18 protein-coding genes are annotated in these 21,030 nt (G+C 40.2%); 11 read left to right on the top strand and 7 right to left on the bottom strand.

Translation table 11 applies throughout. The annotated features are described in order from the left end of the window. Positions 1–3 precede the first annotated feature (3 nt). A complete protein-coding gene (locus tag ACKLNX_RS15520; RefSeq protein ID WP_411693802.1) occupies positions 4–1,464 on the bottom strand; it encodes a M48 family metalloprotease in 1,461 nt (486 codons plus the stop codon). Between the two features lie 224 nt (positions 1,465–1,688). Between ACKLNX_RS15520 and ACKLNX_RS15515 the strand changes: the two genes are divergently transcribed. After that, a complete protein-coding gene (locus ACKLNX_RS15515; RefSeq protein WP_411693803.1) occupies positions 1,689–2,771 on the top strand; it encodes an AI-2E family transporter in 1,083 nt (360 codons plus the stop codon). Between the two features lie 149 nt (positions 2,772–2,920). Here the strand turns inward: ACKLNX_RS15515 and bcp are convergent, their stop codons facing one another. Next, positions 2,921–3,382 (bottom strand): thioredoxin-dependent thiol peroxidase, encoded by a 462-nt coding sequence (gene bcp, locus ACKLNX_RS15510; protein ID WP_411693804.1) that lies wholly within the window; start codon positions 3,380–3,382, stop codon positions 2,921–2,923. Then, the gene (locus ACKLNX_RS15505; RefSeq protein WP_411693805.1) at positions 3,360–3,920 is read right to left on the bottom strand and encodes a glycine cleavage system protein R; all 561 of its coding nucleotides are present in this window, start codon (positions 3,918–3,920) and stop codon (positions 3,360–3,362) included. Before ACKLNX_RS15505 ends, bcp begins: the two co-directional genes overlap by 23 nt. A gap of 181 nt (positions 3,921–4,101) precedes the next feature. Between ACKLNX_RS15505 and dapA the strand changes: the two genes are divergently transcribed. From dapA to ACKLNX_RS15485, 4 genes are all read left to right on the top strand, one after another. After that, positions 4,102–4,980, top strand: a complete 879-nt coding sequence (gene dapA / locus ACKLNX_RS15500) for a 4-hydroxy-tetrahydrodipicolinate synthase (protein WP_411693806.1) — start codon at positions 4,102–4,104, stop codon at positions 4,978–4,980. Between the two features lie 11 nt (positions 4,981–4,991). Further along, positions 4,992–6,092, top strand: coding sequence for an outer membrane protein assembly factor BamC (gene bamC, locus ACKLNX_RS15495; protein WP_411693807.1), 1,101 nt, complete (start codon positions 4,992–4,994; stop codon positions 6,090–6,092). A 17-nt stretch (positions 6,093–6,109) separates the two neighbouring features. Beyond that, positions 6,110–6,820, top strand: a complete 711-nt coding sequence (gene purC / locus ACKLNX_RS15490; RefSeq protein ID WP_412973008.1) for a phosphoribosylaminoimidazolesuccinocarboxamide synthase — start codon at positions 6,110–6,112, stop codon at positions 6,818–6,820. A gap of 79 nt (positions 6,821–6,899) precedes the next feature. Next, on the top strand, positions 6,900–7,673 hold the full coding sequence (locus tag ACKLNX_RS15485; protein ID WP_411693809.1) for a DsbC family protein: 774 nt from the start codon (positions 6,900–6,902) through the stop codon (positions 7,671–7,673). A gap of 187 nt (positions 7,674–7,860) precedes the next feature. Here ACKLNX_RS15485 and yfaE read toward each other — a convergent pair whose 3' ends face one another. The 4 genes from yfaE to ubiG all read right to left on the bottom strand — a co-directional run bounded on the left by yfaE (position 7,861) and on the right by ubiG (position 12,743). Next, entirely contained in the window at positions 7,861–8,133 is a 273-nt protein-coding gene (yfaE, locus tag ACKLNX_RS15480) for a class I ribonucleotide reductase maintenance protein YfaE (RefSeq protein ID WP_411693810.1), read from the bottom strand. A gap of 1 nt (position 8,134) precedes the next feature. Next, a complete protein-coding gene (nrdB, locus tag ACKLNX_RS15475) occupies positions 8,135–9,265 on the bottom strand; it encodes a class Ia ribonucleoside-diphosphate reductase subunit beta (protein ID WP_411693811.1) in 1,131 nt (376 codons plus the stop codon). Between the two features lie 38 nt (positions 9,266–9,303). Next, positions 9,304–11,625: a class 1a ribonucleoside-diphosphate reductase subunit alpha gene (nrdA, locus tag ACKLNX_RS15470; protein ID WP_411693812.1), complete on the bottom strand. Its 2,322-nt coding sequence runs from the start codon at positions 11,623–11,625 to the stop codon at positions 9,304–9,306. Positions 11,626–12,032: 407 nt separating this feature from the next. Next, positions 12,033–12,743: a bifunctional 2-polyprenyl-6-hydroxyphenol methylase/3-demethylubiquinol 3-O-methyltransferase UbiG gene (gene ubiG / locus ACKLNX_RS15465; RefSeq protein WP_411693813.1), complete on the bottom strand. Its 711-nt coding sequence runs from the start codon at positions 12,741–12,743 to the stop codon at positions 12,033–12,035. 241 nt (positions 12,744–12,984) lie between these two features. Between ubiG and gyrA the strand changes: the two genes are divergently transcribed. From gyrA to ihfB, 6 genes are all read left to right on the top strand, one after another. Further along, the gene (gene gyrA, locus ACKLNX_RS15460) at positions 12,985–15,633 is read left to right on the top strand and encodes a DNA topoisomerase (ATP-hydrolyzing) subunit A (RefSeq protein WP_411693814.1); all 2,649 of its coding nucleotides are present in this window, start codon (positions 12,985–12,987) and stop codon (positions 15,631–15,633) included. An 87-nt stretch (positions 15,634–15,720) separates the two neighbouring features. Continuing rightward, positions 15,721–16,812 (top strand): 3-phosphoserine/phosphohydroxythreonine transaminase, encoded by a 1,092-nt coding sequence (gene serC / locus ACKLNX_RS15455; RefSeq protein WP_411693815.1) that lies wholly within the window; start codon positions 15,721–15,723, stop codon positions 16,810–16,812. Further along, positions 16,813–18,093, top strand: a complete 1,281-nt coding sequence (gene aroA / locus ACKLNX_RS15450; RefSeq protein WP_411693816.1) for a 3-phosphoshikimate 1-carboxyvinyltransferase — start codon at positions 16,813–16,815, stop codon at positions 18,091–18,093. It abuts the gene before it with no gap. Positions 18,094–18,220: 127 nt separating this feature from the next. Further along, positions 18,221–18,907 carry a (d)CMP kinase gene (cmk, locus tag ACKLNX_RS15445; RefSeq protein ID WP_411693817.1) on the top strand — a complete coding sequence of 229 codons (687 nt, stop codon included), beginning with the start codon at positions 18,221–18,223 and terminating at the stop codon, positions 18,905–18,907. Between the two features lie 87 nt (positions 18,908–18,994). Beyond that, positions 18,995–20,668, top strand: coding sequence for a 30S ribosomal protein S1 (gene rpsA, locus ACKLNX_RS15440; RefSeq protein WP_411693818.1), 1,674 nt, complete (start codon positions 18,995–18,997; stop codon positions 20,666–20,668). A 75-nt stretch (positions 20,669–20,743) separates the two neighbouring features. Continuing rightward, positions 20,744–21,022: an integration host factor subunit beta gene (ihfB, locus tag ACKLNX_RS15435; protein WP_411693819.1), complete on the top strand. Its 279-nt coding sequence runs from the start codon at positions 20,744–20,746 to the stop codon at positions 21,020–21,022. Positions 21,023–21,030 lie beyond the last annotated feature (8 nt).

Raw genomic sequence — 21,030 nt, 5'->3', positions numbered from 1 at the left:
AAATCAAAGTCGTTCTAGGGTTGCCATTTCATTTCTAAACTGTTCAATTCTCGCCTTGATCCTCTGTTTCTCTAAATAGTCTAAACCTGTCTCATTGTAGGCAAATTGTAATTCATCAATCGCTTTAGGGTAGGCAAGCAGCAATCCATATCGTTCTGCACTTGCTTTATACATTTGCCTTTTTTGTCCCGTTGCCGTGTAAGCTTCTACTAGCAGTGAATAGGACAAAAGATGTTCCGGATCGACTAATAAAACGTCTCGCAATATTTGAATAGCTTCAGGGTATTGCTGCGCTTTGATCATTGCGTTCGCTAAGTTCAATGCAAGTACTTTGTTCTTGGGCTTGAAGCGCCATAATGGTGTGAGTAACTCTATTGCCGCCTTTGGATTTTGTTGGGCAATCAACACATCAGTCATAGCGTCGAGGTAGAATAGGTTTTCCGGGTCATCGCGTAATAGGTCAGAGAGGATTTGAGACGCTGAAGCGTATTGTTCACTTGAGAAATAAGATAAGGCCAAGCCATACAATGCAGCTTCTTTAAAAACATACTTCTTCTCTTGAACCTGATAACCAAAGTAATTGATATTTCGCAGTGGATTGCCTTCATGTCTTGCAATGATTCTCGATTTTACCAAATGGAAATTTAGACTAGCAGGGACTGTTCTAACACCGTAAGTTGATGCTCTTGCTCGAGTCTCAGAAATTCTGTTTTCAGGAATAGGGTGAGTGCGCAAGAACTCAAGTTGGTTGCTCTGTCCTCTCGCTTGTTGAGCTAATTTGGAAAAGAACGCGGGTGCGCCTGCTGGGTCAAAACCTGCTCGTGCTAGCATCGCAATGCCAATGTTGTCAGCTTCTTGCTCCATATTTCTTGTGTAGTTAATGCGGCTTTGTGCTGAGCCTGCATTACTCGCACTGATGGTAGCGATTCCCGCTTCTGGATCTGCCATTGCCAGTAAGATGCCACCAATTAGAGTTGCGATTTGCAATGGGGCGCTTCTTTTTTGAGCTTGACTTGCACGTGCAAGATGACGTTGAGTAACGTGAGCAACTTCATGTGCAAACACTGACGCGAGTTCACTCTCAGAGTCTGCTTGAGTAATTAAGCCTGAATGAATACCAACATGGCCGCCAAAAAATGCGAAGGCATTTATCGAAGAGTTGTTGATCATGAAAAATGAAAATGGAAACTTAGCGTTATCCGCTTGAATCACTAGTTTATTGCCAAGATCCTGAATGTATTCATTGATAACAGGATCATGAATGATGGGTGCTTGACCTCTAAGTTGGCGCATGATTGCTTTACCAACAACAAGCTCTTTATCTATCGTGAGTGTATCTGACGCAACAACGCCAATTTCGGGTAACTGATTCTTGTTGCTATCAATAGATTGAGTATTGCCTATAATGGGTAAAAGAAAGCAAGTGAAGGCAATAAATACTTTCTTGGTTAAATTCATACTCATGTGTCGTTTTAATTGTCCTTAACTTCGCTGATATAGCGTGGCTTTTTGTCTAATTTTGTTTCTAAGATAATTCCTAGACCGATTTTTTAATGCGGATTCACAATGTATACGATACATAGACCTATATAGCACAAGATAGTTTCACATTGACTGGTTTTAAATACAAACTAGGTTTACCATAATTGCATTCGAGCAACAAATCAAAATAAGGATAAATACCGAGTATGTTTGGCGTTTTTGATCGTTGGTACAAGCGCAAGTTCTCAGACCCTAATGCAATGATGTTATTGATGTTAATTATCGTCAGTACAGTCATCTTGTTAATATGGGGTGGTATCTTAATGCCGGTAATCGTTGCGGCTGTCATTGCCTATTTATTGGACTGGCCCGTCACTCATTTACACAAACGAGGTTTAAACAGAACATTAGCGACATCTATAACCTTGGTCATTTTTATTCTGGTTAGTATTTCCTTGCTAGTCGGGCTCGTTCCAATTATTAGCAAACAAAGTGTTAATTTGGTTCAAGAGCTACCGCTTATCTGGGACTCTGCTCAAAAGTGGCTTGCCAGTCTGCCAACTAAATACCCAGATGTCATTGAAGTTGATTATATTAAAAACACAATGGCCAGTATGAACCAGAAGTTGGTAGGTATTGGTCAACAAGTGATTAGTTTATCAGTTAGTTCGCTCTTCAACGTTGCTGCATTACTAATTTATATGATTTTAGTACCTTTGATGGTGTTCTTCATGCTGAAAGACAAGCAATTATTCATAGAAGGCATTTCTAGGATCTTACCCAATGAACGCAGATTAATTACCCAAGTTGGCGAAGAGATGAACCAGCAAATCGCAAACTACATACGTGGGAAGGTGGTTGAGATCTTAATTGTAGGGGGCGTAACTTCTGCTGCATTTACTTTTATGGACTTACGTTACTCTTTACTTCTTGGTGTCTTGGTCGGTTTTTCAGTACTCATACCATACATAGGCGCTGCTGTTGTTACGATTCCCGTTGCTATAGTTGCTTTATTTCAGTTTGGTGTGACGCCGGAGTTTTGGTATCTGATGCTGGTATATGCAATCATTCAGGCCTTGGACGGTAATTTAATTGTGCCTGTGTTATTTTCTGAAGCGGTAAGCCTGCACCCATTGTATATCATCATCGCAGTGCTAGTATTTGGTGGCATGTGGGGTTTTTGGGGCGTGTTTTTTGCTATTCCACTTGCCACCTTAGTGAAAGCCGTTATAAAAGCTTGGTCAACTCCAATTATAAACGAAGCTGAGATAACAGAAGTGATGGAGTAAGAAGCGCTTGAGTAAGAACAGCAGAGTAAGAATCTCTTGAGTAAGAAGGCTAGTATAAAAAAGCGTTTGAATATAAGAGAGTTTAAGTTAAAGAAATGCTGCAGCTAGAAGACGGTCGATTCAGAACGACCGTCTCTTAGTGCACTAAACTATTTTAGTAAATCGAGTACAACTTGATGATGTTCTTTCGTTTTGAACTTATTGAGCACCTCAGTGATCACACCACTTTCATCTATCAAGAAGCTAAGCCTATGAATACCGTCATATTCTTTCCCCATAAACTTTTTTAAGCCCCATACACCAAATGCGTCGGCTACCGCATGATCCTCATCACTCAGCAGGGTGAAGTTCAATGATTCTTTTTCGATAAATTTTGGTAAACGCTTTACTGCATCGGGACTTATGCCAAGCACTACAACGTTGTGCTTGTCTAATTCGTTTTTAATATCTCGTAAGCCCTGAGCTTGAATAGTACAACCTGGAGTCATTGCTTTTGGGTAAAAATAAACCAATACTTTTTTACCAGCAAAGTCACTGAGCGATACTGCTTCGTCGTCTTGGTTTTGTAAGGTAAATTGAGGTGCTTTATCACCAGCTTTCAATGTGTTCATTTTCTTCCTTAATTTCATTGTGCGTAACTTTGCCTGAGAGGCCTAGATTACACATAAGAGTTTTAATTTCATCGTCGAAAATAGCCAAATCTAATTTTTTGGTTGCACTGAGAACCATTTTACATTTGATGCTTTCAACGCCATTTACTTTATCGGTGTACATACGTTGTCTAAATGCGCTGACTGATACTTTTCGTTGTGCCAGAAAGCCAGTTACTTGTCTTATAATGCCTTTTGCATCTTGACCTGAAAACTCTAAATTGATGAGTTGTTCAAGGTTTTGCTTAGCATGACCACTGGTACGCTTTATCATTGATAAAAGACCATGCTCCATACACAGAGTAGATAATTGAAGTTCTAACTTAGTGATGCCAGATTGTGTTCCTTCGACAATCATCGAAAGTGAGAAGTCTGTGCCGTATATCGCGTGACGACTATCAAGAATGTTGCAACATTTATCGTGCACACATGCACTAATTTCACTTAATATCCCTAATTTATCAGGACCCAAAATATTCACGATAATCTGTTGATTCATACTCGTTTTTCATCCAAAAATAAGAAATCGAATATTAGCACAAGAAAAAATCCAGTAACATTGTTGCTTAAAATATGTTCTGACATAAAGTATTCAAAAAAAATATGCCGCCAAAGGTGTTATAAGCTTGTGTTTATTGCCTTTGAACACTAACATGTCGGGCAGATTTATAGGGGGAATAATGTTTAAAGGAAGTTATGTTGCTTTAGTAACACCGATGCTAGCAGACGGCACCGTTGACGTTACGAGTTTAAAAAGGTTGGTCGAGTTTCATATCAACAATGGTACCCACGGCATTGTTGCTGTCGGTACAACAGGCGAGTCAGCAACCTTACCATTCCAAGAACATATCGACGTTGTAAAATTGATTGTTAAGTTGGTTGATAAAAAAGTGCCAGTGATTGCTGGTAGCGGTGCAAACTCAACCTCAGAAGCTATCTTTCTTAGTGAGCAGATGGCTGGTCTTGGCGTAGATGGTTACCTTAGCGTTGTTCCTTATTATAACAAGCCACAACAAGCTGGGATGGTTGCTCATTTTAACGCGATTGCAGACGCGACAGATATTCCTCTAATATTATATAATGTTCCTGGTCGCACGGTCGCAGACATGATGCCAGAAACGGTAGCAGAACTCTCAAAGCATAAAAATATCGTTGGTATCAAAGATGCCACTGGTGATCTTCTGAGATTAGAAGAAACAAAAGACTTGGTTTCCGACGACTTCCTTTTCTTTAGTGGCGACGACGAAACAGGTTGCAACTTTATGTGTCGAGGCGGCGATGGCATAATTTCAGTTACAGCTAACGTGACACCGAAAATTATGAGCGACATGTGTGAGGCTGCATTGCGAGGCGATGTTGAGGCTTCACAGCAAATTAACAAACAAGTAATCGAATTGCATAGGGCTCTTTTTATCGAGCCAAATCCAGTGATGCCGAAGTGGGCATTATACAAAATGGGTATTATCGAAAACGCTTTTTTACGACTTCCTATGGTTTTACCTGAACTAAGTAGCAAAAAAGCAATCGAAGAAACTCTTAGTGCGTTGAATTTAATTTAGTTAGGTTTTTAATGAAATATAAAGTAGTAGGTTTAAGTCTGGTTGCATTTGCTATAGCAGGTTGTGCAGGAAAGGAGGAACGTGAAGTTGCTTCAGGAAGTTTTAAGTACTTGGAATCATCACAACATAAAACAATGGATGTTCCTGAAGATTTAGATACTCCAAATTATTCTCAAAGGTACTTGCTGCCAGAAGTTGGCGAATCTGCTCCTAAAGATCTAAAAGGCAAAAAATTAAAAGTAGTTGCTCCTTCATTAATACTACCACTTGTTAATGGATCTCATGTCGAAGAAGGGTCTGAAGACGCAAAAGTCCTCTTTGACCAAATTAATGACAACGAAGCGCTTCAAAAAACCGTGTGGGATACAGTCTTAACTTATCTTGATAAAAATAACATTGGCGTTGAAGAATTCGATAAAGAAAACAACGTATTGATTACTGATTGGGTTACGGATTTACGCGAAGTAGAATCTAGTTGGTACGATTTTACTGACAGCTATGAAGCGGTTATGAAGAAATTTAAGTTCACCATGGCCCTAGCGCCGCACGGTAGAACAGCTTCGCTGAAAAACGAACTTATCGATATCAAGGATGACAACGGCACATTAAACATGAGTCAGATTGATTTAATTAGCAAACGTACTGAAGAAGCAACATTTTTGAATAGTATTATTGCTGAATACGACTTTGGTATCCGTTTAGCCAACACACAGCGCATTGCGAAAATTCGTCAAGGTTTTAATACAGAAATGGGCTTTGATTCTGATGGTAATTCAGCGTTTATGGTGGATGCTATCTATGAAAATACGTGGCCGCGGTTATTGCTAGTTTTGCGCAAGATGGGCTTTGATGTTAAGGATCTTGACCAATCTACTGGTTTGCTTTTTGTTCAATATAACGGCGCCGAAAGTTCATGGTGGTCAGGTTTGTTTGGTTCGGCAGATGAACTAGATATTGAAAAGGATGAGTACCGACTTAAATTAGAAGGGCTTGGTGAGAAAACGTCCGTTACCTTTATGGACAATGAAAGCAACCCTTTCAATGCGAAACAGGTAACAAAAATATTTGCTCCATTTAAAGATTATATGGGCAACGAAGATTTGGATATTTAGGTTTAGGAACTCTTTCCATGCAAAAACGTGATGAATTATATCGTGGTAAAGCGAAAACAGTCTTTCTAACGGATGAAGCTGACAAATTGGTGTTACTTTTTAGAAACGACACCTCAGCTTTCGACGGAGAAAAAATAGAACAACTGGAGCGTAAAGGTGAAGTAAACAACAAGTTTAACCACTATATTATGCAGAAGTTAGAAGCCGCTGGCATAAAAACTCAAGTTGAATCTTTAGTATCGGACACTGAGTGTGTGGTCAAAAAACTTGAAATGATACCCGTAGAGTGTGTTGTTAGAAATATTGCTGCAGGCTCTATGGTTCGTCGCTTAGGGGTTGAGGAAGGACTTGTTTTAGACCCGCCGACGTTTGAGTTTTTTCTTAAGAATGATGCCTTACATGATCCAATGGTTAACGATTACCATATCACTGCATTCGGTTGGGCTACGCAAGAGCAAATTGATGAAATGAAGCGACTAACATTCGCCGTCAATAATGTGCTCAAGCCTTTGTTTGAAGAAGGTGGAATGTTGCTTGTGGATTACAAATTAGAGTTTGGTCTAAGTAACGGCGAATTGATTCTAGGAGATGAGTTTACGCCTGATGGTTGTCGTTTATGGGACAAAGAAACTCGCAAAAAACTAGATAAAGATCGTTTTAGACAGGGTTTAGGCTCGGTTGTTGAATCCTATATTGAAGTGGCGAAACGTATCGGCCTCGACCTGTAAGAATTAGCAAGTATCAAAATTTTAAAAAGTTGTATAGAGAGTACCTTAGGGTGCTCTTTTTTTAAGGAAAACATAAATAATGAAAAGAGTATTATTTTTACTAACACTAGCCTTTTTCGCGACTCACCTAAGTGCACAGCAAGATGATTTAAAGGTAGTCGAAAACAATATAAAGCAAGCTAATGACAAGCTAGCCAATGCCAATATTGTAGTCGTAAGAGAATTAAGTGAACATCAACTTCCTGGTTTATATGAAGTTAGATTAGATGGCAGAACTCTAGTTGTTACAAAAGATGGTACAAAAGCCATCATCGGAGAAGTATTTGACCTGCAAAAGATGATTAACTTAACTCGTGTGGAACAACAAAAAAGCCAGGTTGTTTTAGTAGAAAAAGAATTAACAAAAATGACAAAGAACGATTTTGTTACTTATCCTGCAAAAGGCGAAACGGTTGGTAAGCTCTATGTCTTTTCAGATACAACCTGTGGTTATTGTAAGAAAATGCACTTAGAGGTCGAAAACTACCAAAACGCTGGTATCGAAGTGAATTATATTCCATACCCAAGAAATAGATTAGTAGACGGTGATCCGGCTTTTGAACGCATGAAGCAAGTTATGTGTGCGAGCAATAGAACAGAAGCGATGACAAGAATAAAGGCCGGAACTGACAATGATGACTATGTAAAAAATAGCTACGATCCTTCATGCGTAGAGACTGTTTTGAAAGGCAGAGCAGCAGGGGAGAGAATTGGACTTGAAGGCACGCCATTTATGTATTTGTCTAAAGGCGAAATGCAAATAATTCCGGGTTATCAGCCGTCTAGTGCTGTGATTTCTTTCTTTAAAAGTTAATCGGCAATCTAGTTTTATAAAAAACATTTAAAAACCGCTTATCGATTGGTGTCTTCTCACGAGTAATACAAAAGACATCAATTGATAAGCGGTTTTTTATTCGATTTTTGTAATGTATGGATTCCTTTGTACACACTCGAAAAACAGAACTTTACCTTCATTTACGATACAGCGTGTTGAATTGACACTAATACAAAGTAATTGAAATATCCGATGTAGGCTTACAACAACAAGGCAATATCTCATCATCATCGATAAAGGCGAGGGGATCAGTTGTATACTCAACCTGGCCTGAATTAAGTTTCGTTCGGCAAGCGCCACAATATCCTTCTCGGCAATGAAAATGAACTTCAACTTTTTGTTGTTCAAGATGCGTCAAAAGAGTGTCGTCATTATTGCTGCAGATGAAAGTGTCCGAGCCTTCGACTCGGACTTGATACGTCCCTGATTTTTCTGACACTTTAGAGTTCGAATGTCTCGAAGTCGTCAGATGCAACTTCACTATCAATTTGCCCAACAAGATAACTACTAATCTCAGTTTCCTGAGGTGCTACTTGCACGTTATCTGAGCTGAGATAGTTGTTCATCCAAGGAAGAGGGTTACTTTGAATATCAAAAGGTTGCCCCATACCGATGGCTGCCATACGGTGATTAGCAATGTATTCAACATATTGACAAAGTATGTCTTCATTCAAGCCTAGCATTGAACCATTTTTGAACAGGTAGTTAGCCCATTCTTTTTCTTGCTCAACAGCCTTCATAAAGATTGCTTTTGCTTCCTCATGGCATTCTGCTGCAATTTCTGCCATTTCCGGATCATCTTTTCCTTTTGCCCACAAATTTAGAATATGTTGGGTTGAGGTTAAGTGAATATTTTCGTCACGTGCGATTAAGCGAATAATTTTTGAATTGCCTTCCATTAATTCGCGCTCTGCAAATGCAAATGTGCAGGCAAAGGACACATAAAAGCGAATGGCTTCAAGTGCATTGACTGAGTTCATGCATAGGTACAGAAGTTTTTTGAGCTCTCGCATATTGATTACGTGAGTTTTACCTTCAATTTCATACTCACCTTCACCATGCGTTTGCCAAAGTTGCGTCGCAAAAATGAGGTCGTCATAGTATTTTGAAATGTCAGATGCACGTTTTTTAATTTCATCATTTACGACGATATCTTCAAAGATAGCACTCGGATCAGAAAAGAGGTTACGTAAAATGTGAGTATATGAACGTGAATGAATCGTTTCAAAAAATGACCAAGTCTCAACCCATGTTTCTAACTCAGGGATAGAAATGATAGGTAAGAACGCAATGTTAGGGCTTCGACCTTGTATTGAATCTAAAAGCGTCTGATATTTAAGGTTCGACGTGAAAATGTGCTTTTCAGCGTCAGATAATTTTTGAAAGTCCATTCTATCTTTGCTGACATCCACTTCTTCAGGACGCCAAAAGAAAGAAATTTGCTTCTCAATTAATTTTTCAAAAATAGGATGCTTTTGTTGGTCATAACGCGCTACGTTAACCGGGTTACCGAAAAACATAGGCTCGACCATCGCGTTATTGTTTTCTTGATTAAATGTTGTGTATTTCATTGTTTTTTATTTTCACTTCTCGTTTTAATCAAATGAATTTAAATTTTACAAGCACCGCCAGCGCAATCATCATCTTCTTCTATAATGACTTCTTGAGCAGGTTTCGATGTAGCTTCAGCAACATAGGCTTTATCTGTGTTGTCTGATGCACCATCGCGGGTGTTGTGGTAATAAAGCGTTTTCACACCAAGCTTGTACGAAGTTAACAAATCCTTAAGTAGCACTTTCATTGGTACTTTGTTGCCTTCGTATTTTCCTGGGTCGTAACTTGTATTGGCAGAGATAGTTTGATCAATAAACTTCTGCATGATCGCAACCAACTGCAAATATCCATCGTTTGATTTGAGATCCCAAAGCAATTCATAGTCATTCTTTAAACGTTGATATTCAGGAACGACTTGCTTAAGAACGCCATCTTTACTTGCCTTTATACTGATATGACCGCGTGGTGGTTCAATACCATTTGTTGCATTTGAAATTTGTGAAGACGTTTCTGACGGCATTAGCGCAGAAAGCGTACTGTTTCTCAATCCATGTTTAACGACATCATCTCGTAAGGTATCCCAATCGTAATGAAGTGGCTCGTTACAAATACCATCAACATCCTTTTTGTAAGTATCGATAGGCATTAAACCTTGAGAATAAGTCGTTTCATTGAATTTAGGGCAGGCGCCTTTTTCTTTTGCTAATTCCATTGAAGCTTTTAGCAAATAATATTGCATTGCTTCGAAGGTTTTGTGAACTAAACCGTTGGCACTGTGATCGCTATACTTAACACCATTTTTAGCCAAGTAGTAAGCGAAGTTAATAACACCTACGCCCAGTGTGCGTCTTCCCATTGTTGCATTTAGGGCTGCTGGAACAGGGTAGTCTTGGTAATCTAGTAAGTTATCGAGTGCACGAACAGCTAAATCAGCGAGTTCTTCAAATTCGTCTAAACTTTCAATTTCACCCAAGTTAAATGCCGATAATGTGCAAAGTGCGATTTCGCCTTCTTCATCATTGACATGTGACAGTGGCTTAGTTGGTAACGCAATTTCTAAACATAGGTTACTTTGACGCACCGGCGCTACTTTAGGGTCGAAAGGACTGTGCGTGTTGCAATGGTCAACATTCTGTAAGTAAATTCGACCTGTGCTTGCGCGCTCTTGCATAAACAAACTGAATAACTCAATTGCTTTAATACGCTTTTTACGAATAGTCTCGTCAGCTTCGTATTGCACATATAAACGTTCAAATTCGTCTTGATCAGCGAAGAAGGCGTCATATAATCCGGGAGTGTCGGATGGGCTAAATAGCGTAATGTAATCGTCTTTGATCATACGCGTGTACATTAACTTGTTAAATTGTACACCGTAGTCCAAATGTCTGACTCGGTTCTCTTCTACGCCACGGTTGTTTTTGAGTACTAATAAAGATTCAACTTCCATATGCCACAGCGGATAGAATAATGTTGCAGCACCACCGCGAACACCGCCTTGTGAACAGCTTTTAACCGCAGTTTGAAAGTACTTATAAAATGGAATGCAACCTGTGTGAAATGCTTCACCGCCTCTAATTGGACTACCAAGCGCTCTAATACGTCCAGCATTCACGCCGATACCGGCTCTCTGGCTAACGTATTTAACAATCGCTGATGCAGTAGCGTTAATCGAATCCAAGGAGTCGCCAGCTTCTATTAATACACAAGAGCTGAATTGACGAGTAGGGGTTCGAACGCCAGCCATAATAGGTGTTGGTAATGATAATTTAAATGTCGAAGCTGCATCATAAAAACGTTTGATGTAATCCATGCGTGTATCGCGAGGATATTTTGCGAACAAACATGCGGCAACAAGTACATATAAAAATTGTGCACTCTCGTAAATTTCACCTGTTACTCGGTTCTGTACCAAGTACTTGCCTTCCAATTGTTTAACAGCGGCGTAGCTGAAATTCATGTCGCGCCAATGGTCGATGAACTTATCCATTTCCTCAAATTCAGCTTGAGTGTAGTCAGTCATTAAATGCTCATCGTACTTTTTCGCTTCAACCATCTTTTTGACGTGAGCGTACAGAGCTGGCGGCTCGAATTGGCCATAAGCCTTTTTGCGAAGATGAAAAATGGCTAGGCGGGCTGCAAGATACTGATAATCAGGTGCATCTGTAGAGATAAGGTCAGCCGCAGATTTGATCATAGTTTCATGAATCTCAGCAGACTTAATACCGTTATAGAACTGGATCTGAGCTTTGATTTCAACTTGTGAAACTGAAACATCAGAGAGGCCTTTAGCCGCCCATGTTACAACTTTATGAATTTTGTCTAATTCGAGAGGTTCTTGCGTGCCGTCTCTTTTTGTCACTAGAAGAGTGTTGTTCATTTTTTATTATCGCTCTTTGGTCTACGCCTGATTTTTAGCGTGATATTAATTTTCTAAACCCAAATCAAATTCGCTTCGTGCCAATTTTGTGTTTAAACGAGGTATATGTTTAGACACTTAATATAGGGTGTTTGAAATTCCATGACCACAAGATAGTGAGGTTTTGAGTTAGATGCAACCCAACATGTAGTGCTTTTTGACTATTTGTACAACACTTAGAGATTCAGTTAGTAGTGACTAACGTTGGCGCAATTAAATTAACAGGCTTATATAGGTTGCAACAGAATTATTTTTATTTATTTTTCGGTAAACTAATTTAGTCTAAAAAGCGTTTGTTTATTACTATTTGTTTTAATGAAAATCGGGTATCTAGTGTTGATTTTTATAAAAGGCACTAGATATAGTGCCTAACGGAGTTTTTCACACTGCAGTATATAATTTACATCTACATTTTTATCAGATAAATAATAGGTATTATTTATCACATTTAAATGTAATCCAGTGATATTTTTCGGTACTAAAGATGTGGTATCAATCCAACGCGTCATTTCGGCGGGGGTAATGAATTTTTTATGGTCATGCGTTCCCTTTGGAACCAAGTTGAGAACATACTCCGCACCCAAAATTGCCATTACCCAAGACTTCATATTTCTATTAATAGTAGAGAAAAATACTTTTCCGCCAGGTTTCACTATTTTGGCACAAGCCTGAATTACAGAAGCAGGGTCAGGAACGTGCTCTAACATCTCTAGACAAGTCACAATATCCATACTTTCAGGATTGGCTTGAGCATAGTCTTCTGCACTAGTGAGTTCGTAATTGACTTTTACGCCTGATTCAAGCCCATGCAAACTAGCAACGTCTAAAGAGTCTTTCGCTAAATCGATCCCGGTCACCGAAGCGCCAGCTTTAGCCATCGACTCCGCGAGAATACCTCCTCCACAACCTACATCTAGTATGTCTTTGGAGAAAAGGCCTTGAGACTTTTCTTCTATAAAGGCGAGTCGAACAGGATTTATATCATGAAGCGGTTTAAACTCGCCATTAAGATCCCACCATTTAGATGCTAAAGCGGAAAACTTCTCTATTTCATTGTTATCTACGTTAACTACAGCCATGTTATCCTCAAAGAATTCTTGGTTTTTCTGCCATTGGCGCTATGAACTTCATCAATGGACAATTTTTATATGAATTATTATGACATACATCTACATATTCGACAGTCTTAATGATAATATCACTACGCCAACCTTGGCTAAAAATAACAAGTGAGCTATTTGCGTCAGATCAACGTCCATTTAGAGAATGGATAGCATCAGTTGATAAATGCTCTACAAATAATAAAGGACAGTGCAGTTTATGACTGATAACGCTAAAGAAATCCTGCCGATTAATATCGAAGATGAATTAAAGAACTCTTACTTAGATTACGCGATGAGCGTTATCGTCGGGCGTGCTCTTCCAGACGTAAGAGATGGCTTGAAACCAGTTCACCGCCGCGTTTTGTTTGCGATGAACGAGTTGAAAAATGATTTCAACAAGCCATACAAAAAATCTGCCCGTGTCGTTGGTGACGTCATCGGTAAGTATCACCCACACGGTGATTCCGCTGTATACGACACTATCGTTCGTATGGCACAACCATTCTCGTTACGCTACATGCTGGTAGACGGTCAAGGAAACTTCGGTTCTGTTGACGGTGATTCTGCTGCTGCAATGCGTTATACCGAAATCCGCATGGCAAAAATTGCACATGAATTGTTAGCTGATCTTGAAAAAGAGACAGTTAACTTTGTGCCTAACTATGATGGTCAGGAACATATTCCTGAAGTTCTGCCTACTAAAGTTCCAAACTTGTTAGTGAATGGTTCTTCGGGTATCGCGGTTGGTATGGCGACGAACATTCCGCCACACAATCTCACCGAAGTCATTAATGGTTGTATTGAAATTATTAATAACCCTGATCTCACAATCGAAGAGTTATTAGAGATTATCCCAGGTCCCGATTTTCCGACAGCGGCTTTCATAAGCGGTCGTAAAGGTATAATCGAGGCTTACAAAACTGGCCGAGGTAAAATTTACCTACGTGCTAGAGCCGAGATTGAGCAAGAGGAAAACGGTAAAGAAACCATTATTGTTCATGAATTGCCATATCAAGTTAACAAAGCACGTTTAATTGAAAAAATTGCTGATCTAGTAAAAGAAAAGCGCATTGAAGGTGTTTCGGCATTACGCGATGAGTCTGATAAAGACGGTATGCGTATTGTTATTGAGGTTAAACGTAACGAATCAGGTGAAGTATTACTTAATCATTTATATGCAAACACTCAGTTACAAACGGTGTTTGGTATTAACATGGTTGCTCTTGATAATACTCAACCACGTATCTTTAACTTAAAAGATATACTGCAAAAGTTTGTTTTACACCGCCGTGAAGTCGTAACTCGCAGAACGGTTTTTGAACTGAAAAAAGCACGTGACAGAGCGCATATACTTGAAGGTTTAGCAATTGCATTGGTAAATATTGATCCAATCATTGCACTCATCAAGAGTTCACAAAGTCCATCCGATGCTAAGAAGTTGTTGGTAGCACAAGGTTGGGAGCTAGGTGATGTCGCTGAAATGCTATCTAGAGCGGGCAATAACGCAGCTCGTCCAGATTGGTTAGCGCCTGAGTTTGGCATAAGAGATGGCCAATACTTCTTAACAGAAGAGCAAGCGCAAGCGATTCTTGATTTACGCTTAAACAAATTAACGGGCCTAGAACACGACAAGATTCTTGATGAATATAAAACACTTCTTGATCTTATTGCAGAGTTGCTACATATACTGGCAAGTTCAGAGCGCTTGATGGAAGTTATTCGTGAAGAACTTGAAGCAGTAAGAGACGAATTTGGTGACGAACGTCGCACAGAAATAACAGCTGCGACTCACGATATCGATATCGAAGACTTGATCGAGCGAGAGGATGTAGTTGTTACTTTATCTCGTGAAGGTTATGTGAAATATCAGAAATTGTCTGACTATGAGGCGCAGAGACGCGGCGGTAAAGGCAAATCAGCGACGAAGATGAAAGGTGAAGACTTCATTGAGAAGCTGCTAGTGGCGAATACACATGATCACATTCTTTGTTTCTCAACGAGAGGCCGTTTGTATTGGCTTAAAGTTTATCAATTGCCACTTGCGAGCCGAAATGCCCGGGGTCGTCCAATTGTTAACATCCTTCCTTTGGAAGAAGGTGAGCGTATTACTGCGATCTTGCCTATTCAAGAGTTTGAAGCCGGTAAATACGTATTTATGGCAACAACAAACGGTACTGTTAAGAAGACTGAGTTAACTCAGTATTCACGCCCAAGAGCTAACGGTATCATTGCCGTTAATCTAAACGACGGTAACGAGCTAATTGGTGTTGATTTGACCGATGGCGAAAGTGAGATCATGTTGTTCTCTGACGCTGGTAAAGTTGTGCGCTTCAGTGAAGAACAAGTTCGTCCAATGGGTCGTACAGCAACAGGTGTACGTGGCATACGTCTGATGGATAATGAGAAAGTTGTATCTCTAATCGTTCCACAAGGCGAAGGCGATATCTTAACTGCTACAGAAAATGGTTTTGGTAAACGTACCCCAATTGACCAATATCCAGCGAAGAGCAGAGCAACGAAAGGTGTTGTTTCTATTAAGGTCTCAGAGCGAAACGGGCTAGTTGTTGGTGCTATCCAGGTTGATGAAAGCAAAGAAATTATGCTTATCAGTGACCAGGGTACATTAGTTCGAACTCGTGCATCAGAAGTTTCAACTGTTGGACGTAACACTCAAGGTGTTCGTTTGATAAGAACTGCTGACGACGAATTAGTTGTTGGTCTTCAACGCATCGATGAAATTGAAGATGTGGAATTTGATGAAGTAGATGGCGAGTCAGTTGATGAAACGGCTGAATCGGTAGCAACACAGGAAGCAGATTCTTCGGATGATGCACCTGATTCAGAACAGCCAGCTGACTCAGAGTAAGCATTAATTACCGCAAAAAGTAATTAATTGGAGTATAAAAACAAGCGGCTAATAGCCGCTTGTTTTGTTTTTGGAAGATGAAAACTAATGCAAAACACATTTAATTTTAGTGCCGGACCAGCAATGCTTCCAGCAGAGGTAATGCAACAAGCACAAGAAGAATTAATTAATTGGCAAGACCTTGGAACATCTGTAATGGAGGTTAGCCATCGAGGTAAACCATTTATTGAAGTTGCCGAGCAAGCTGAGTCCGATCTTCGTGAATTACTCAGTATACCGAGTGATTATTCTGTCCTATTTATGCACGGTGGAGGACGAGGCCAGTTTTCCGCAGTTCCTTTGAATATTGCGGGGCAAAATGAACTGAGTCAGCACTTGGTTACAGGGCAGTGGTCAGTTGCAGCCGAAGAAGAAGCTCGGAGGTTTTGTCAAACCCAGATTATTGCAACAAGTAAAGAGCACGAAGGAAAGATGTACGTTCCTAAGCAAGATGAATGGACGATAGCTGAAGAGTCAGCATATTTCCATTATTGTACGAATGAGACAGTTGACGGGATAGAAATTGACTGGGTACCGCGTTCAACAAGTGGCAATGTGCCGGTTGTTGCAGACATGTCCTCAAACATTTTATCTAAACCTCTTAACATCGAAGACTATGGTCTTATTTACGCTGGCGCTCAAAAAAATATTGGACCATCTGGCTTGTCATTAGTGATCGTTAGGAATGAGCTATTAGGAAAAGAAAGGCGCGATACTCCTTCTATTTTTAATTACGGATTACAAGCAAAGAGCGGCTCAATGTACAATACACCGCCTACTTTTTCTTGGTACCTAGCGGGTCTAGTGTTTAAGTGGTTGAAGGCGCAAGGTGGCTTATCTAAGATGGCAGAAACGAACCTACAGAAAAGCCAATTATTGTATAGCAGAATCGATGAAAGCGGTTTCTACAATAATAACGTTCGCCAAGACTACCGTTCTAAAATGAATGTGACATTTAAATTAAGAGATGAATCACTCAACGATTCATTTTTAAAGCAAGCCGAAGAAAATGGTCTTGTTGCCTTGAAAGGACATCGTTCAGTAGGTGGCATGCGAGCAAGTATTTATAACGCGATGCCGATTTCAGGCGCACAAGCACTTGTTGATTTTATGAAAGAATTTGAAAGGAAAAACGGATAGATGGAAAGCTTAACTCTCCAGCCAATTAGTCTCGTTGATGGTGAAATTAATGTACCAGGCTCTAAAAGCCTATCCAACAGAGCACTTCTGTTAGCAGCACTCGCAAATGGTAAAACAACGTTGAGCAATTTGCTCGATAGTGATGACATCAAACACATGCTGAATGCACTATCTGAATTAGGCGTCACTTATAAGCTAAGTGACGATAAAACCGAGTGTGAAGTTACTGGGCTAGGTGGTTCATTCACAAGTGATAAGCACCTAACTCTGTTCCTAGGCAATGCCGGAACGGCGATGCGCCCACTCTGCGCTGCACTAGCTTTCTCCAATGTTGATGCGGAATTGACCGGCGAGCCGAGAATGGAAGAACGTCCTATTGGAGATTTGGTCGACGAGCTAATTGATGCTGGCGCTAATATCCAATATTTGAAGAATCCGGGTTTTCCGCCTCTTCATATAAAGGGAAGTAACTTAGAAACAAATTCATTCAAAATTGATGGTTCGGTATCTAGTCAATTTTTAACCGCATTATTAATGGCTGCACCACTTTTGAATCACGATGTAAATATTCAGATTGAAGGTGAGTTGGTTTCAAAACCTTACATCGATATTACACTCAAAACGATGGCAACTTTTGGTGTTGTAGTCAAAAACAACGACTATCGCTCTTTTACGATAGACGCAGGCCAACGATATACATCACCTGGCAAATTTTTAGTTGAAGGTGATGCTTCTTCGGCGTCCTACTTTTTAGCTGCTGGCGCTATTAAAGGTGGAACGGTTAAGGTGACTGGAGTAGGGCGAGCATCTATTCAGGGCGATACGGCGTTTGCTGATGTGTTGGAGAAGATGGGAGCAAAAGTGACTTGGGGTGATGATTTTATTGCCGTTACTGCTGCGCCTCTTAAAGCCGTCGACATGGATATGAATCACATTCCTGACGCAGCAATGACAATTGCAACCACTGCTCTATTTGCTGAAGGGACTACTTGCATTTCAAATGTTTATAATTGGCGTGTAAAAGAAACAGATCGCTTACATGCAATGGCCACTGAGTTGAAAAAAGTTGGAGCGATAGTAGAGGAAGGCAGGGACTATATAAAAATCACAGCTCCAGATCAGTTAAAACATGCTGCGATTGACACGTATAATGATCACAGAGTGGCAATGTGTTTCTCTTTGCTTGCCCTAGGTAACGCGGGTATCACGATAAATGATCCCGGTTGTACAGCAAAAACATTTCCAACTTATTTTGATGAATTTAATAAAATAGCAAAGTAATTTATTACCGCAATTATTAACTATAATTATTGTTACGAATCAGTTCAATGTCGATAAGGCGTTGCACTGTTTGTTCATGCGCGTATAATTGCGGCGTTTTTTGGCCATCGAACATAATGGAGTAATTATGCAAAAGGTGCCAGTAGTAACTGTTGACGGACCAAGTGGTGCAGGTAAAGGAACGCTAAGCACACTTTTAGCGGAGCATTATCAGTGGCAATTCCTCGACAGCGGCGCAATATATAGAGTACTAGCAGTGGCAACGACACATCATGGTATTGAACCAAATGATGAAGTCGGGATCGTGCCATTAGCGTCAAGTTTGGATGTTACTTTTGACACTCAGAATGGCGAAACCAGAGTCATATTAGAAGGGGAAGACGTTACTGACGACATTCGTACCGAAGAAGTTGGTTCGATTGCTTCACAAGTAGCTGCTTTACCAACTGTTCGAGAAGCTTTGCTGAGAAGGCAAAGAGCTTTTGCGGAACCACCCGGATTAGTCGCTGATGGCAGAGATATGGGCACAGTTGTTTTTCCAAACGCAGACGTGAAAATATTTTTAACAGCAAGTGCGGAATCAAGAGCTCAAAGACGATACGATCAGTTGAAACTAAAGGGCTATGATGTTAAACTTCCGCGCCTTTTATCAGATATACAAGCTCGTGATGAGCGCGATTCGAATCGTTCGGTTGCACCTTTAGTGGCTGCAGACGACGCTTTAGTACTTGATTCTACCTCTATGAGTATAGAGCAAGTGCTTGATAAGGCAAAAGAATTCATTGAAACCAAATTGTTTGGTGACAATATCTAAAGACTGTTATCAGGACGACGACAGTATTATTAACAACCCCGTAATCCTATGGATGATATTACGGATTAAAAAAGACTATCAAATAAAATGACTGAAAATTTTGCACAACTTTTTGAAGAAAGCTTACAACAGCTAGAAACTCGCCCAGGCGCAATTGTTAAAGGTACTGTAGTATCAATCGATAAGGACATCGTTCTTGTTGACGCTGGCTTAAAATCAGAAAGTGCTATCCCGGTAGACCAATTTAAAGCGGCTGACGGTTCTTTAGAAATCGCTGTTGGTGATGTTGTTGACGTTGCATTAGACGCTATTGAAGATGGTTTCGGTGAGACTATTCTTTCTCGTGAAAAAGCGAAGCGCCACGAAGCGTGGGTTGAGCTTGAAAAAGCTTACGAGGAGAAAGAAACTATTAAAGGTATTATCAACGGTAAAGTTAAGGGTGGTTTCACAGTTGAAGTTAACACTGTACGCGCATTCTTACCTGGTTCACTTGTTGATGTTCGTCCTGTTCGTGAAACAGTACACCTTGAAGGCAAAGAATTAGAATTTAAAGTTATTAAGCTTGATGCTAAGCGTAATAACGTTGTTGTTTCTCGTCGTGCAGTTATCGAAGCAGAGAGCAGCGCAGAACGTGATCAACTTCTTTCTAACTTGGAAGAAGGTGATGAAGTTAAAGGTATCGTTAAGAACCTTACTGACTACGGCGCGTTCGTTGACTTAGGTGGTGTTGATGGTCTTCTACACATTACAGATATGGCTTGGAAACGCGTTAAGCACCCAAGTGAAATCGTAAATGTCGGTGACGAAATCAATGTTAAAGTTCTTAAGTTTGACAAAGAAAAATCACGCGTTTCATTAGGTATGAAGCAAATGGGCAACGATCCATGGCAAGAAATTGCTAACCGTTACCCTGAAGGTGCTCGTTTAAGTGGTGCAGTCACTAACTTAACTGATTACGGTTGTTTCGTAGAAATTGAAGACGGTGTTGAAGGTCTAGTTCACGTTTCAGAAATGGATTGGACTAACAAAAATATCCACCCATCTAAAGTGGTTAACCTTGGTGATGTTGTTGAAGTTATGGTTCTTGAAATTGACGAAGAACGTCGTCGTATTTCACTTGGCCTTAAACAGTGCATCGACAATCCTTGGGAAACTTTCGCTAAGTCACACGAAAAAGGTGACAAAGTGTCTGGTAAGATCAAGTCAATTACTGACTTCGGTATCTTTATCGGTCTTGACGGCGGCATTGACGGTCTTGTTCACTTATCTGACATTTCATGGCAGAAAACTGGCGAAGACGCTGTTCGTGACTATAAGAAAGGTGATGAAATATCAGCTGTTGTTCTTCAAGTTGACCCAGAACGTGAGCGTATCTCACTAGGTGTTAAACAAATTGAGGAAGATCCGTTCAATAAGTATCTGACAGATAACAAGAAAGGTGCTATTGTTAATGGAACAGTAATCGAGGCCGATGCTAAAGGTGTAACAGTTCAACTTGGCGAAGAAGTTGTTGGTTATATCCGTATTGGTGACCTTGCACGCGATAGAGTGGAAGATGCTGGTGAAGTAGTGAAGGTTGGTGATTCAATCGAAGCTAAATTCATGGGTGTTGACCGTAAGAACCGTGTTGTGAATCTTTCGGTTAAAGCTAAAGATCAGGCTGATGAAAAAGAAGCTATCGATAGTAATAACAGTAAGACTGAAGACGCTGGATTCGCTAACGCGATGGCAGAAGCATTTAAAGCTGCTAAAGGCGAGTAATGCAATTCGGAGCGGCAGTTCCTGCCGCTCCAATTCTTCCCGGTTGCTGGTTATCATTCTTAATAGGAGATTAGCGTGACCAAATCAGAACTTATCGAACGTTTAGGCGAGAAAGCACAACACCTTCAAGGTAAAGAGCTGGAACTTGCTATAAAAGAATTATTAGAACAAATGGCCCAAACCCTTCAACGCGGTGAGCGTATTGAAATTAGAGGTTTTGGCAGTTTTTCATTGCACTACAGAGCACCTCGCACTGGTCGTAACCCAAAAACAGGTGAGACAGTGGAATTAACAGGTAAGCATGTGCCACATTTCAAAGCAGGCAAAGAACTCAGAGATCGAGTTGACCTGTAAATTTTAGC

Source organism: Glaciecola sp. MF2-115 (genome assembly GCF_047250385.1).
Classification (GTDB): domain Bacteria; phylum Pseudomonadota; class Gammaproteobacteria; order Enterobacterales; family Alteromonadaceae; genus Glaciecola.
This window is presented reverse-complemented; position numbering and strand designations above follow the sequence as displayed.